Origin of the sequence: Sphingobacterium thalpophilum, assembly GCF_901482695.1 — a bacterium.
Classification (GTDB): Bacteria; Bacteroidota; Bacteroidia; order Sphingobacteriales; family Sphingobacteriaceae; genus Sphingobacterium; species Sphingobacterium thalpophilum.
The window spans coordinates 4,161,253-4,176,694 of the sequence record NZ_LR590484.1; the positions used below are offsets into that span (position 1 = coordinate 4,161,253).

A 15,442-nucleotide genomic window follows, 5' to 3' on the forward strand; every position below is an offset into this window, starting at 1 on the left:
GGGAATTCCCGCTAGTACGAACGACATATAAAAAAGGAAGCAGTATAAACCAATTTATATGTCTGAAAGGAAACCTTATGTCCGTGCAATTTTAAAAGATCTTCTCGATAGATATCTCTCGGGCAGGACGACAACTAGAGAACAAAAATTTGTAGAGCGTCTATATGATGCAATGGACAGGAAAGGTGAAGATCCTGTTGATATAGACCGTATCGGACAGGAAATTAGAACGGCAGTCCATCAAGGCACCAGAAAAAGAGGAGTACACCGGTATCGCCCTCAGATATGGTATGCTGCAGCAAGTATCCTTATTATCTTAGGAATTTTTATTTTTTATCGAAATCAGCATACCACAATTAGCCCTATGAAAATTGCCGTTAGCAGCAACCGCAATCCATCATTGCTAATAGGCAATAAACAACGGTTTGATCTTCTGGATACGCTTCCCAGAGGCGTACGTTATACAACAATCAACGATGAAAAAGTACTTGCCCTCGACTTACTCGCGGATATGGAGAGCGATGGAAAACTACGCATAGAAAATCCGTCACGTAGTGTTTTCTCCGTATTGTTGAACGACAGTACGCAGGTATGGCTCAATTATTTGGCTGCCATAGAGATTGATCGAGATTTTAACAAGAATAACCGTTCTGTAGACGTCCATGGTGAGGTGTTTTTTGATGTGTATAAGCAATATTCGGCGGGTAAAAAGGTGCCATTCGTGGTACGTTCAACGCTGCAGACCATTGAAGTACTAGGAACCAAATTCAATGTGAACGCATCTGGTCATAATGAAGAAAATGTGGTACTGACGGAAGGAAGCATCCGTCTTAAACATAACCTGTTTGAAACACAGGTGATTATTAAACCGGGGCAACAGGCCTTTATCGATAGGAGCAAATCGAAGATCCTATTGGTACAGTCCAACAACATTGAAAAGGCCAGTGCTTGGCGAAAAGGCCTATTTTATTTTGAAAATGAAAAGCTATCAGATGTGGCGCTTGAGTTCGAACAGTGGTACGGGATCAACGTCATTGTTGATCCGGCAATTTCCAACTTTCCCATAACAGGTATGATCAGTAGATATGAAAACATCAGCGATGTTCTGGATATCATTCAACAGACCAATAATATAAACTATTTAGAAAAGAAAGGAAAAATATATGTAACACGAACAAATCCATAAAAAAATTAGGAATGCTGCTACATTCCTAATCACGCCTAATGGCATTTTGGTAATGATCAAATATTAATCAATTTTCAAATGTATAAATTACTTATGACATCCCGCAAACAAAATAAGTTTGCGCGAAACTTTTTTTGCTTTTTTTTGAGCAGCTCTGTTTGGTTGCTTTGTCTAAGCGGTCCACTTTTTGGTCAGGAAAAAAATATCACAATAGATTTTAATAACCTCCCCATGAAGCAGGTATTTAAAGACCTAAACAGCAGGACTGGTTTAAAATTTATTTATTCACCAAACGATATCAACGATACAAGGCGTATATCGATGACATTCAAAAATGAACCTATTAAGAATGTTCTGGACCGCATATTTTCGAGTTTGAAAGCCTCTTATACTATAAATGATAATACCATTATTGTAAAACGTAGTGGTAAACCAGTTGTACAGCAACAAGAGCGTCTAATCAACGGCCAAGTGCTCAATACCGGGCAAACACCTTTGGCCAATGCAACGGTCACAAGTGGTTCAGGTAAGAGACACACATTTACAGATGGTCAGGGACGCTTTCAGCTCAGCCTTGGTCCTGAGGACAGTTATTTTACTGTGAGTTTGGTTGGCTTCGCGAATCAGCGAGTACCCTTACATGCCAGTAGTGAATATCGCATATTACTAAGCGACAGCGTCAGTGCATTAGATGAAGTTGTTGTAGTCGGATTTGGAACACAGCGTCGGGCTTCTGTCGTTGGAGCTATTACGACGATTGAACCCAAACGGTTACAAATTGGGACATCGCGCTCTATGAGTAATAACCTTGCCGGGCAACTTGCAGGTATTATCGCCGTACAGCGGTCGGGAGAGCCGGGTTATGATAATTCCAACTTTTGGATTCGTGGCATCAGTACTTTTGGGGGAAGCCGTAGTCCATTAATTCTTGTAGACGGAGTCGAGCGCTCACTCGATAATATGGATCCCGAAGAGATTGAATCATTTTCGATATTAAAAGATGCTGCGGCCAGCGCAGTCTATGGAGTCCGGGGCGCTAACGGCGTCATTTTAATTAATACAAAAAGAGGCAAAGTCGGTAAGCCGAATGTCTCGGCGCGTTTTGAGCAAGGTATCACTTCGCCGGTACAACTACCACAATTTATAGGAGCAGCCGATTATCTCGAAGTCATGAATAGTATCCGGGAGGAGCGAGGAGAGCAAGGACTTTATTCCAAAGAACGGATAGAAAATATTCGTAATCAAACAGATCCGGATCTTTACCCCGATGTCAACTGGCTTGATGCAATACTTCGCGACCGCGCCGGAAATTCAAGGGCTAATGTAAGTGTCAATGGTGGATCAAATATTCTGCGATATTCATTGGTGACTTCTTATTACAGGGAGGGCGGGCTGATCGAGCGTGACAAAAATCAGGCTTGGAACTCATCTTCGCGATTAAACCGTTACAATGTGCGGTCCAATGTGGATATCAATGTCAGCCCGACTACACTTTTCCGCCTGAATATTGGTGGCTATCTGCAGGATAGAACCCGGGCACCTCAGAGCGTCGATGATCTATTTCAAGAAGCATTCACTATCCCGCCCTATGTGCATCCGACTATCTATTCTTCCGGTGAAATCCCCCGTACCCCACAGCGGACCAACCCATGGGCTCTAGCCACACAACGGGGATACGAACGGATCAGCGCCAGTAAAATCGAATCTCTATTTTCTGTGGAACAAGACCTTTCATTTTGGCTCAAAGGGTTAAAAGCGCGGGGGCTATTTTCGTTTGATAGATATTCGAACACATCAGTGGTGAGAAGCAAAAGCCCTGACTATTATAATCCAGCCATTGGCCGGGATGAAAACGGAAAACTACAGTTGGTGATTGATAGTTATGGACAGGAATTCTTGGGGTATGAGAAAAACTCGGACTGGGGAGATAAAAGCATGTATCTAGAGGGAGCTCTTAACTATACCCAGACTTTCGCGGGGCATAATATAGAAGCCATGTTTCTTTACAACCAGAGAAACTATGATAATGGCGACCTTTTGTCTTATCGCAATCAAGGTATTGCGGGCAGGTTTTCCTACAATTATAACAATAGGTATATAGCCGAATTTAATTTTGGTTATAATGGTTCTGAAAACTTTGCACCGGGCAAGCGGTACGGCTTCTTTCCCTCGTTTGCACTTGGCTGGTATCTTTCCGAGGAGCCTTTTATGGAGCATCTGAGGGGAACCTTTTCCAAAATTAAACTGCGCGGGTCCTATGGCCTTGTAGGGAATGATAAACTCGACGGCCGTCGATTTGCTTATATCACGACCATCAACGAAACTGGAGGATATTCCTGGGGACTCAACAATGATTTTAAACGAGCTGGTCGCATGGAAGGAGATCAAGGTAACGGCAATTTGACATGGGAAACCGTAGCAAAGTCGAATGTCGGTGTAGAACTGGGGCTATGGAGAGCCCTGGAATTTCAACTTGACTTATTTAATGAGGAGCGAAAAGACATATTTATGCAACGTCGTTCGATCCCGGGATCTAGCGGTTTTACCAATGCGCCTTGGGCAAATTTTGGACGGGTGAACAACAAAGGTATAGATATGTCACTTGAAGTAAATAAAGCGATCAACCATAATTTATCCCTTTCCGTACGAGGCACATTCACCTATGCTATCAATAAAATACTGGAACAGGATGAGCCTAGTGCGGTAATCGGCACATCACGCTCTTCGACGGGCAAACCGATCGGACAGCTGTTTGGCCTCGTTGACGAAGGTCTTTTCACGGATGCGGATTTCACCGATGTGGCTAACGGCGTCTTGAAGCCCGGGATCGCTAGGCATTCTTTTGGGCCTGTACGTCCTGGGGATATCAAATACCGCGATCTCAATGGAGATGGTGTGGTGGACGCGCTGGACAGGACGGCAATAGGGGGGACAGAGGATCCACAGATTGTTTTCGGTTTTGGTTCCAACCTGCGATATAAAGCCCTTGATTTCGGTTTCTTTTTCCAAGGCGTATCGCGTACTTACCGTATTATAGGCGGCTCAAATTTTATTCCGGGAAGCGCCAATGGTGCTATGGGAAATATATTTAGTAATGCTTGGGACCGATGGACAGTGGATAACCCGAGTCAGGATGTTTTTTATCCGCGTCTTTCCGACTATCAGAGTGCAAACAATAATATGGCTTCTACTTGGTGGCTCAGAGATATGAGTTTTATTCGGTTACGAAATGTTGAAATAGGGTATAGTTTACCTACAAAACTATTGGATCACCTTTCGATACGCAATTTTAGGATATTTCTTCGTGGTAACAACCTTTTGACGGTCAGTGATTTTAAGCTATGGGATCCTGAACTTGGTGTCAACAATGGAATGCGCTATCCAATCATGAAATCCGTCTCGATGGGGTTAGAGTTAAATTTTAAATAGAGTTAAGCGATAAGAATATGAAGACAATACAATATAAAATTGCCTTTTTCTCTCTGGCAACGATAGTTCTTACCTTGGTGTCCTGTTCCAAATATTTGGATAAAAGCCCTGACGATCAGTTAACGCTGGAAATGATCTTTAAGGACAAAACGAGGACCGAAGATTGGCTGGCCGGGATTTACAGCAATGTGCCGGACCCCTATTGGGGAAGCACACGGACGTTGGGGTGGGACCCTCTTTCGGACGACATGGCTCCATCTACAGGCTGGGAACAATTTGGTTGGTCGGTTATCGGTATGCAAACAGGGAACTGGAATCCAAGTACTGCCTGGGAACCAAACTATTGGGTGGAGCTTCCCAAACGGATCCGATCGGCTTATATTTTTCTGGAAAATGTAAAACCTAATCCCGCCCAACTAGTGACGGAAGAAGAAGTTAATCTGATGAAAGCGGAAGCACGTTTTATGATTGCTTACTATTATACGCTCTTGTTGGAGACTTATGGCGCTATACCGTTTCATCTCGGCTTGTCGGATCCCAATGCTCCAGCCGAAGAGTTGATGATCGGGCAGACTCCCTTTGATCAGGTGGTGCAGTGGGCAGAAAAGGAGCTGCTGGATCTATCCGCTATCCTACCCGCCAAATACAGCGCTGCACAAAAGTATGGACGGGCCACTTCCATTATGTGTCTAGCAGTAAGAGCTCGGCTTCTGTTGTTTGCGGCCAGTCCGCTGGTCAATGGAAATACTGCCTATACAGGGTTTGTCAATAATAAAGGTGAAGCGATATTTAATGGAACCTATAATCCTGAGAAGTGGAGACTAGCTGCTGAGGCTTCAAAGTTGCTGATAGAGAAAGCGGAAATGGCTGGGCATAAGCTCTATGTAGAGTATAATCCTGACGGGACTATTGATCCGTTTCTTTCCTACCAGAATATGCTGTTCAGAAGGCCTCAAGATGGCAATGAGGAGATTCTTTTTGCGCGACCCGACTGCAATGTCTGGGAATACGACAAACACGCGCAGCCACGAGGTACCGGTGGTAATGGCGGACTCGGTATCACGCAATCGCTGGTAGACGCTTTTTTTATGGAGAATGGACGTACAATAGACGACCCTTTGTCAGGCTATCAGGAGAAGGGATTTTCAACAGCAGCGGAAGTCAGAAATACGCGTTGGGCCGAATCACAGGGAGACGGAAAAGTCACTCTCGCCGGTACCTATAACATGTATACACATCGCGAGCCGAGGTTTTATATCTCGGTATTGTATAATGGTGCCTGGTATAGAAGGGAAAATCGGACAACCCAATTTTACAGCGGCAACTGGGACGGAGGTCCTACACACGACGCACCACAGAATGGGTATCTGATCCGAAAAAAGGTACATCCGGATCATGATCCCCGAAATGGAACGAATCCGTACCGGCCCGGCATCTTGTATCGTCTAGGCGAAGTTTATCTGAATTATGTAGAAGCCCTAAATGAGATAGATGCTTCCCATTCCGATATTTTGAAATATCTCAATTTGATAAGACAACGTGCTGGTGTCCCTCAATATGGTGCCGGAAAAGATGCATTGCCCGTTCCTACCTCTCAGGATGCGATGCGAAAGGCGATCAGAAATGAACGCCGTGTGGAATTGAACAATGAAGGTATACGATATCGTGATATAAGACGCTGGAAAATAGGAGAAAGTGTCCTAAATGGAAATTTTTATGGTATGAATTTTTCGGGCACAGAAAAAGACGATAACGATGCTAACCCGAAGGCATTTTTCAAACGGTCGGTTTATCAAAAACGTGTATTTACCGCCAAAAATTACTGGTTCCCCATTCCACAATCCGAGATCGATAAAAATCCGAATCTGGTTCAAAATGTAGGTTGGAAATAATTCATGCAGATGTATAGGCTGCCTCCAGAAAATATTTAACTTTCTGGAGGCAGTATTTTTCATCTTCTGGCAACGATGTTGTGTTGATATTTGTTCAATACGAAACATGCAATTGAGTAAAATCTCATAAAGAAACCTTAAAATTAAAAAAACGATGGTATGGAAAAAAGTGGATTATACTTTCACGTCGATACTTTAAGAAAGATCTACGACGCTATCCTGGAGCAGGACGAACCCTATTACACGAAACAGCTGAAGTTTTTCCGATCGCTTATTGAAGAGGGAAAACTGAACGAATTCCCCAAAGAAATCATCTCAAAAACTGTGGATGTTTTTAATCGTGTAGCGCAGTTGGCGGACGGCCAACAAGTCACTATATCAGAATCCGAATTCGATACACTAGATACTGCATATAAAAAGTTTGAACAAAGCAAAGCTGATTCATAGCACTGGCCAACCTTCAGAGAAATGATGTCCGCGAACGGGACAGGTATTTTTCTGGAGTAGCTTTTCTGGAAAAGAACGAAATCTATGCCGTAGCGGAAGCGTTGCTTTTGCTATTCGTACAGTTTTAATTTTAAAGCGAATGGCGCAGGATAACCTTCGTTGGGTTTCGCTTTCGAATAGTTTGCTTATCCTGGATGACGTCTACTACCGTTTCAGCCATGGCCTCAAAGTCAGAAGATATTACTGTTATGCCCCCCTCGAGGATTTCTTTCACATCCGTATCATTGTACGAGATCAGACCAATGTCTTCACCCAGCCGCAACTTTTTCTTTCTTGCAAGTTTGATCAGCGCAACGTCGTCCGTATCATACCTGCTGAAAGTAATATAAACATTGCCCTTCTTAAACCCAGTAGCTAGTATTTCATGTTGTATAATATAATTATAGTGATGTTTTTGGCAAAATTGAAGGAAGCCCTCTATCACCAAATTAGCATGGAAAGCTTCGTTCGGAACAATGAGTATGAGCTGTTTGTATTTTTTTAGCCGGACGGCTACATGCGATAGTGCATCATAAATGTCCGATTTGAAATCTTGGTAAATAGACGAGTACGTTCCTGATAAATGAGGCTGATCAAAATCAATAATAATCCTTTTATTGGCCGGAATCTGGTCCAATACCTCCGAAACATCTTCTTTAAGATAAGGGGCGACAATAAAATGGGTATAGCTGTGGAGATTCTCAAGAATTAACTTTTCGAACACCTTGAAATTGTGGTGATGGAAATAGACATCAATATCGGCACTGTCTTTTAACGAGTCAAAAAGAGTGTGATAAAATTTATCACGCATAATATTCATCTTATCAAGCAATAGGAAAATCCTGAAACTATGATCTATTGATTTTTTTCTCACATAATAGCCCTTCCTATACACGGATTCAATGATTCCTTTTTCCAACAAGAAGTTCAAGCCCTTCAGCACGGTTTCTTTGCTCATACCAAATTGTTGTTCAAACTGTTTTAATGAAGGCAAACGATCATTTAACTGCAATTCATCCGCTTCAATCAATTGTAGTATGTGGTTTACTAACTGAAGATATTTCATACGCTGCTGCGAAGAATCTCTGTTTTCGTTCATAGTCTATACTGGTAATACGCTTTTAAATCCCCTGTTTAAGATACCGACCAAGCCTGACCAAAGAGGGATTTTGTAATAAAAACCGTTTATACGTTACGAAAGTATAAAATTTATTTGGAATTAGAAATTAATCTCCTTATAATTGTTTGTCTGTAATACCAAACCAGACCATACCAATTTTAAACAAAAATATGCTAACCATGCAAAAGCTAATTTTATCATCTCTTTGCGTCCTCCTCAGCATTATCGCTTTGGCGCAGGAAAAGCGAACTATTTCTGGAAGAATTGTCGATGTGAAAACACAGCGGGCGCTTTCGGGAGTAACGGTCAGCGATACAAAAAAACAGGTCTCAGCCAAATCTCAAGGGGATGGTACCTTTACGCTGCAATTGAATGATGGACAGCGTGAGTTGCTGTTTTCTCTGCTTGGCTACGAACTCCGGCAGGTCACCTTGAATGAAAACCAGACAACCGTCCATGTTGAACTTTCGTCAAAACAAGAGGTTTTGAATGAGGTAGTCGTGGTCGGTTATGGTACGCAACGTAAAATTGAAACGACAGGCGCGATCGCCTCCGTGAAGGCCGAAGAGCTTACCAGGACACCAGTTGCGAATGTTGCTCAGGGCTTACAATCACGTGTATCAGGTCTGCAGATCAATCAGAATTCGGGTTCTCCGGGTGGAAACGTCAGCGTGCGAATCAGAGGTACAAACTCAATCAATGGGACATCAGAACCTCTGTACATTGTGGATGGGATACAAATCTCCAACAGCGGCGGCATCAATGATATAAGCCCGTTATCGACTATCAATCCTAATGATATTGAGTCAGTCGAAGTTTTAAAAGATGCTTCAGCATCTGCAATTTATGGTTCCCGGGCTGCAAATGGTGTAATCTTGATCACAACTAAGCGGGGTAAAGCGGGGGCTAGCCGTGTGACGTTGGAAAGTTATTTCGGGTTACAGAATGTAGCTAAACGGCTAGATGTCTTAAACGCCAGTGAGTTCGCCCAACTAGAAAATGAGGTGTTCAAAGATAATTATTATAAAGACCCAGCTTCACTGGGGGAGGGAATTAATTGGCAGGATCAGATCTTCAGACGTGCGGCGATGAATAATCAGCAGCTATCGATCAGTGGTGGTAGTGAGAAGACCCAATTGGCTTTGTCTCTTAACTATTTTGATCAGGATGGAGTCATTCGTAATTCTGATTTCAAGAGGTATTCCTATCGTCTGAATGTAAATCATCAGGTTAACGAGCGTTTTAAACTAGGAACCAGTATTTTGGGAAGCTATACAATTAGTAATGGCATTAGCTCGGGCGAGACCGGTTTGGATAATTCTGGAGTCGTCAAAGAGAGTGTGCTGGGAGCGGCGATAGGTGCCCCACCGTTATTGCAGCCGTATCGTGAGGACGGTACCATTTACCCTTTCGCTGAACAAGGCAACGGTCGTTATAGAGAGGTGGTCAATCCGTTGAATTTTATAGAAATATTGCGAAGGAATGCCATCAAGCGCACCTTGATTAATTTATATGGAGAGTATATTCTATTGCCTGGTCTGGTATATAAGGCGTCATTTAATGTGGACAATGATAATCGTTTATTTGATGGCTATTCACCACTGGCGTTAATAGCTAAGCCGGATATCAATGAAACTTCGGGATCAGCAACGAAAGACAATCAGGATAATTTAAATTTGCTACACGAGAGTTTGCTGACTTACACTACCAAGATCGGAGATCAGCATTCCGTGAAACTGACAGGGCTTTTTGCTTCGCAGGTACAGACTTACAAACAGAACCGCATTGATGCCAACGGTTTCCCGAACGACATTACGCAAAACGAGGCGCTACAACTTGCGGTCAATAGGCAGGTCACTAGCTATCGCAGCAAACAACGGCTTGATTCGTATATGGGGCGCATTAATTATGGTTTTAAAGATAAACTGTTTATTGACATCACTGCGCGTATTGATGGTTCCAGTAAATTCGGGGCCAACCATAAATATGGCTTTTTCCCTGCTGTCGCAGCAGCCTACCGTTTAGGTCAGGAGGATTTCGTGAAAAAGGTTGAAATGATTAGTGATCTGAAGATCCGTGCAAGCTATGGAGTTACCGGCAACGCTGGAGGTATTGATCCTTATCAGTCTTTAGCCAGAGTGGAATCAAACGGCGGAGCCAATCTTGGTCACATGTGGGTTACATCAATTGGCTCAACTGGCATTGCCAATCCAAATTTGCGGTGGGAAAAATCCAAACAGCTGAATATTGGGCTGGATCTGAGTATGTTCGATAATCGTTTGTCAATTGTGGCGGATTACTATAAGAAAAAAACAGACGATCTATTGTATGTGCTTGCGCTTCCCTTGTCTTCTGGATATGGGAATATGACCGGCAACTTTGCAGCCCTGCAAAACAAAGGATTTGAATTTGCTTTCAACGCAGATCTTATGCGTGGAGAATTCAAATGGTCTTTGGGTTCGAATATTACATTCAACCGAAATAAAATACTGGACTTAGACAATGGCATTACACAGGAGAGGTTTATCAATACCTATTCGCTGCTTAAAGTAGGTGAACCTATTGGTATATTCAAGACGTATGTGTTTGATGGGATTAATCAGTCGGCAGACGATATTTTACCCGGTTACGACGGCCGGATCGGAGGGCATCGCGTGAAGGACATAAACAATGATGGTGAAATCAATTCCAGCGACCAGCTGATCACCGGAAATCCCAATCCAAAGTTTATCTACGGCTTAACCTCTAATTTGAGTTATAAGAATTTTGATCTAAGCTTTTTCCTGTCCGGAACATATGGTAACGATATTTTCAATATTAGTAGGTTTTCTTTCGAAAATCCACTGGGGCAACGGAATCTTTTCAAGGGAATGATTAATCGGTGGAATCCAGAAAATCATAACAACCAGTATGTTAGTGCTTTTGCGGGTGGGCGGCTTCCGATAAGTGATTATCCGATGGAAAATGGGTCTTACTTGCGCATGCGCAATATTTCACTGGGCTATCGTTTTAAAAACTTTAAACGCGGATTAAAGGATATCCGGATCTATGTCAGCGGCAACAATCTGTTTACAATAACAGATTATTCCGGCTATGATCCTGAGGTAAACAGTTATGCGGGATCCAATACTCAAATTGGTATCGATAATCTGGTATATCCGCAGGCGAGATCCTTTATTATGGGGATTCAAATGAATTTTTAACCTAAATGTAATCGAATTATGAAAACTTCTCGAGTTAGAAACTACTTAAAGATCGCTCTTGTCCTTACGTTGTGCGGTACGTATACCTCATGTTCCATGGATGAGGACCTATATTCATCCATTACCGTTGAAACTTTTTATAAGACAGCTTCTGATGCCGAAAAAGCATTGGTTTCGGTGTATAGTGTGATGGGCGCGTTGTATGGTGGGCCAGCAGCGACGCTTGTACCGGACTTTAGCGCCGATCAGGTGTATCCAAGGGCAGTAGTGGGACGAAATTCATTGACTCTTTTTACCTTGGAGCCAACCTATACTGCACAGATAAGCCAAGGTCGTACAAATGAATCGCCACAGCAGATCTGGATATCCTGTTACAAAGGTATCGAACAGGCCAATTGGTTGTTGGTTAAAGTGCCTGAAATAGCTATGGATGAGGTTCGTAAGAAGCAGATCTTGGGCGAGGCCCATTTCCTTCGTGCTTTTTATCATTGGATGCTTGCCAAAAATTTTGGAGAAGTACCGATTAAACTAGTTCCGAGTACCTCGCAGCAGGAGGCCTATACCGCCAAGAGCGCGATTAAAGAAGTGTACGGTCAAATATATAAAGATTTAGATGCTGCTTATGATGCAGGCTTGTCATCATATCCTAATGTCGTGGCAGGACGCCCTTCGAAAGAGGCGGTTAATGCCCTTTATGCGAAGGCCGCACTATATAATGAAGATTGGAGCACCGCCTTAACGAAAGCGGAAGCCGTATTGTCCGCAGGTACCTATTCATTGGTGGCCACTGAAGCAGAACTTTTTAGCTACGCTAAAGAAAACGAGAACCGTAAGGAGATGATATGGGCTTATGAAGCCGATCCCATTTCACCGGGCAACGGACATCAGCTTGTTGGTTTGTGTGGACCTACAGGGAGCGCTGCACCTCAGTATGCAGTTACTTCCTATGGTTCGATGTTTGCTTACATGGATTTTTTTAATTCGTTTGATCCTAAGGACGGAAGACGTCAATTGTTGGATACTAGCTATGTGAATAAACAGGGGAAAATAGTGCCGCAGGCTAAAATTACACCCATCACAACTGACGCTGTGTTGATCAAAAAATATCAGGATCCCGTTTCCACCGTTGGTACGATCTGCAATATTCCTATTCTGCGCTTGGCAGACATCTACCTCATCGCGGCAGAAGCAGAAGCTCGTTTGCGCGGCGCAACAAGCAAAGCTTATGGTTATGTGAATGCAATCCGGCACCGTGCAGGATTAGGAGAGCTGCCTGCAGGATTAGCCAAAGATGCCTTCATTGAGGCAGTACTGCAAGAACGGGCCTGGGAGTTTTTTGCCGAAGGTGACCGCTGGTATGATCTTACCCGGACCGGAAAGTACCTAAAAGTTATCCCTCAAGCGACCAATACTGTATATCCTGTGCGCAATGTCCAGCCAAAATATAGGTATTTTCCTATACCGCAGGATGAGGTCAATGCAAATAATCTGTTAGTTCAAAATCCTGATTGGGATTAAATCTTATTGTGATGCAAATGAAAAATATAGCCATAAGCCTAATGGCATGTATAGGATGCTGCCTATCTGCTTCTATACTTCGGGCACAAGCTTTGCGACTGGAAAATGCCAAACTCAAACTCCAGTGGCACAATAGTGGTGCTGGATATGTGTTGTCGGAACTACAATTGCGAGATCAACGATATCAGATCACGGTTCCGGATCCAAAAGGTCAATATACCATCTTATACAGCGAGGTGAAACCAGACAGCACTCCTCACTTTCCGAATCGGGCATGGTTGGATTTGTTTAGGCCTTATACCTATCATATCAAAAAGTGGAATGAAGCTTTTTGTCCTGTGCCAATGAACACGGCTGGTGAAGCTGTTGACTTTTATCCCGTCAGAGCCAAACAGCTCAACGACGGGATTCAGTTTACGCAGGAAACAGACCGATTTGTATTAGACGCTATTTGGAAACTTGACCCGAACTTTCTGGGAGACATAACTGTTGCAATGCATATCCGTGCGAAGACAGCCGGATATTTTTCGGTTGCCAGCCCGACGTTGTACAGTGTTCCGGAAGAAGCGTTAAGCTGGGGCATTTTGCCGGGATATTTTCAAGGGAAGGCTCTGCAGTCTAATCTGGTGCTCTCTTATGCTTATGGACACGGAATTCCGGATAAACCGGTTATCGTACGAGAAAAGGCAGCAAGTACATTAGCTCCCTTGATTCAAGATAAAACGGGTATAAATTTAAGTGTCATTGCCGATCCCGGTATGTCAAGGGATCCTTGGGCTGCTGATAAGCTGACACAGGCGGAATGGAGATTAGGACTATCACTGATGAATCGGGCGGGAAAATTGAGCCCTACACTGTACCGTCCTGTCTTGGGGCAGCTGGATTCTTATTTACAGCCAGGAGAAACCAGAGTATTAAAGTTTCGGTATGCTTTGAGTAAGGGAGACTGGTTTGATCAATACAAACATGCGATTTATGATATTTATCAATTTAAGCATTTCCTGAGATTGAAGGATACTAAAGAGTCGCTGACGCACCGATTGTATGGCATGCTGGATTACGTACGTGCAGATTCCACCTCACTGTGGCGAAAAGTCTCCTATCGAGGACTAGAGATCGGCGCGCAATCTTACTTCGGTGGAGTGATCGGTTCAAATAGAGACGCTATGAAAAATTCGGATTATGGGGCCATGTGGATGCTGGCAAAGTTGACAGGCGACAAGGTCCTAAATCAAGATCGTCTGCCCTACGTGCGAAATTTCAAACTTGTTCAGCAGCAGCAAGCCGAAGGTTTTTTTAAGGGGGCTGCGATTGGACAGTATTATTTGTCGAATAGTAAGCGGTTTACGGAAGAATGGGGAGATTATGTTGAGCCAATTGCTCTCACATATTATACTATGCTTGATATCGGTAACATCCTATTATTCCATGCCAACGATGAGGAACTTCGGGCACGTCTTCGTGCTGGAGCAGATAAATTGCTCGGATGGCAAAAGCCTGACGGTAGCTGGGAAGTGGCCTATGATAAGAAGCATGAACAGCCTCTATTTATAGATATTAAAGATCTACGTCCGACATTCTATGGGTTATTGGTGGCTTACCGCATTTTGGGCGATAATAAGTATTTGGATGCTGCCAAAAGAGGCGCCAACTGGTTATTACAGCAAGCTGTCAATAATGGATTTTTCCTGGGAGTATGTGGAGACGCACGTTTCGTGCCGGATTTTGCTACTGCACAGACCGCACAGGCTTTTTTAGACTTTTTTGATATTACGAAAGATGATAAATATTTAGAAGCTGCAAAGGCAACCGCGCGCATTTATACAGCCTCTGTTTTTACTCATCCGATTGCGAGCAAAGTCCAAAAGTCAGTAAAAGGTATAAAACGCGAAGATTGGGAAATCAGCCAGACAGGATTAAGTTTTGAACACGGGGGCTTAATGGGATCGGTCAATAATGACGGTCCAATTTTATTGGCAAGCCATGCGGGGATGTTTGTACGTATGTTTGGACTCACCCAAGATTCTATTTTTTTGGATATGGCGCGAGCGGCAGCATGGGGACGTGATGCATTTGTGGACAAAGGCACTCACGTAGCTTCCTATTATTGGTGGGCGATGAATCAGGGAGCTGGTCCGTATCCGCATCATGCTTGGTGGCAGATCGGCTGGATTACGGACTATTTACAAGCAGAAGCGAGTGTTCGAAGTAATAATTTGATTCAGTTTCCCCGAGGGTTTGTAACTCCCAAAGTAGGTCCACATCAGCCCTATGGCTTTAAACCCGGAGAAGTTTTCCGAATTCCTGCAGATATGCTGCTTCCTGAAAAGGGATTACAGGTTGAAAACGAACGTGTAGATTATATTTCAGCCTTGAGTACCGATAAAAAACATTTCTTTTTGATTCTGTTGAATAACAGTGTAGACGCACAGGATGCCAGTGTACAGTTTGATTTCGGTAGGTTGTTAAATGATGCTTTTCGACCGATGAGGGCATGTGTATTGGATGAAAAAGGGGAGAAGGTTACTGGTTTTCAGTTGTCTAATGAGCGGCAGAAAGTGTTTGTTCCGCCAGGGGGATTACGTGTCTTACAGGTTAGCCAATAAAG

At 43.4% G+C, this 15,442-nt stretch carries 8 protein-coding genes; 7 read left to right on the forward strand and 1 reads right to left on the reverse strand.

Going from position 1 to position 15,442, the window contains the following annotated elements:
* The first annotated feature begins 58 nt into the window (after nt 1-58).
* From FGL37_RS17260 to FGL37_RS17275, 4 genes are all read left to right on the forward strand, one after another.
* On the forward strand, nt 59-1,186 hold the full coding sequence (locus FGL37_RS17260) for a FecR family protein (protein ID WP_037532436.1): 1,128 nt from the start codon (nt 59-61) through the stop codon (nt 1,184-1,186).
* A 93-nt stretch (nt 1,187-1,279) separates the two neighbouring features.
* Nucleotides 1,280-4,615 (forward strand): SusC/RagA family TonB-linked outer membrane protein, encoded by a 3,336-nt coding sequence (locus FGL37_RS17265; protein WP_028068833.1) that lies wholly within the window; start codon nt 1,280-1,282, stop codon nt 4,613-4,615.
* Between the two features lie 17 nt (nt 4,616-4,632).
* A complete protein-coding gene (locus tag FGL37_RS17270) occupies nt 4,633-6,507 on the forward strand; it encodes a RagB/SusD family nutrient uptake outer membrane protein (protein ID WP_028068832.1) in 1,875 nt (624 codons plus the stop codon).
* A 159-nt stretch (nt 6,508-6,666) separates the two neighbouring features.
* Entirely contained in the window at nt 6,667-6,954 is a 288-nt protein-coding gene (locus tag FGL37_RS17275; protein ID WP_028068831.1) for a hypothetical protein, read from the forward strand.
* 130 nt (nt 6,955-7,084) lie between these two features.
* Here the strand turns inward: FGL37_RS17275 and FGL37_RS17280 are convergent, their stop codons facing one another.
* Nucleotides 7,085-8,092: a GntR family transcriptional regulator gene (locus FGL37_RS17280; protein ID WP_028068830.1), complete on the reverse strand. Its 1,008-nt coding sequence runs from the start codon at nt 8,090-8,092 to the stop codon at nt 7,085-7,087.
* 200 nt (nt 8,093-8,292) lie between these two features.
* On the opposite strand from FGL37_RS17280, the gene FGL37_RS17285 reads away from it, so the two are divergent.
* The 3 genes from FGL37_RS17285 to FGL37_RS17295 are packed head-to-tail and all read left to right on the forward strand — an operon-like array spanning nt 8,293 to nt 15,440.
* Nucleotides 8,293-11,316, forward strand: a complete 3,024-nt coding sequence (locus FGL37_RS17285; RefSeq protein ID WP_028068829.1) for a SusC/RagA family TonB-linked outer membrane protein — start codon at nt 8,293-8,295, stop codon at nt 11,314-11,316.
* 18 nt (nt 11,317-11,334) lie between these two features.
* A complete protein-coding gene (locus tag FGL37_RS17290; protein ID WP_037532434.1) occupies nt 11,335-12,834 on the forward strand; it encodes a RagB/SusD family nutrient uptake outer membrane protein in 1,500 nt (499 codons plus the stop codon).
* An 11-nt stretch (nt 12,835-12,845) separates the two neighbouring features.
* Complete coding sequence (locus FGL37_RS17295; RefSeq protein ID WP_028068827.1) at nt 12,846-15,440, forward strand: prenyltransferase/squalene oxidase repeat-containing protein; 2,595 nt, start codon at nt 12,846-12,848, stop codon at nt 15,438-15,440.
* The last annotated feature ends 2 nt before the right edge of the window (nt 15,441-15,442 follow it).

What these genes read in the sequence shown, in the direction of transcription:
- FGL37_RS17260 (WP_037532436.1), top strand. Translation starts at nt 59, where the DNA reads ATGTCTGAAAGGAAACCTTATGTCCGTGCAATTTTAAAAGATCTTCTC.
- FGL37_RS17265 (WP_028068833.1), top strand. Translation starts at nt 1,280, where the DNA reads ATGACATCCCGCAAACAAAATAAGTTTGCGCGAAACTTTTTTTGCTTT.
- FGL37_RS17270 (WP_028068832.1), top strand. Translation starts at nt 4,633, where the DNA reads ATGAAGACAATACAATATAAAATTGCCTTTTTCTCTCTGGCAACGATA.
- FGL37_RS17275 (WP_028068831.1), top strand. Translation starts at nt 6,667, where the DNA reads ATGGAAAAAAGTGGATTATACTTTCACGTCGATACTTTAAGAAAGATC.
- FGL37_RS17280 (WP_028068830.1), bottom strand. Translation starts at nt 8,092, where the DNA reads ATGAACGAAAACAGAGATTCTTCGCAGCAGCGTATGAAATATCTTCAG.
- FGL37_RS17285 (WP_028068829.1), top strand. Translation starts at nt 8,293, where the DNA reads ATGCAAAAGCTAATTTTATCATCTCTTTGCGTCCTCCTCAGCATTATC.
- FGL37_RS17290 (WP_037532434.1), top strand. Translation starts at nt 11,335, where the DNA reads ATGAAAACTTCTCGAGTTAGAAACTACTTAAAGATCGCTCTTGTCCTT.
- FGL37_RS17295 (WP_028068827.1), top strand. Translation starts at nt 12,846, where the DNA reads ATGCAAATGAAAAATATAGCCATAAGCCTAATGGCATGTATAGGATGC.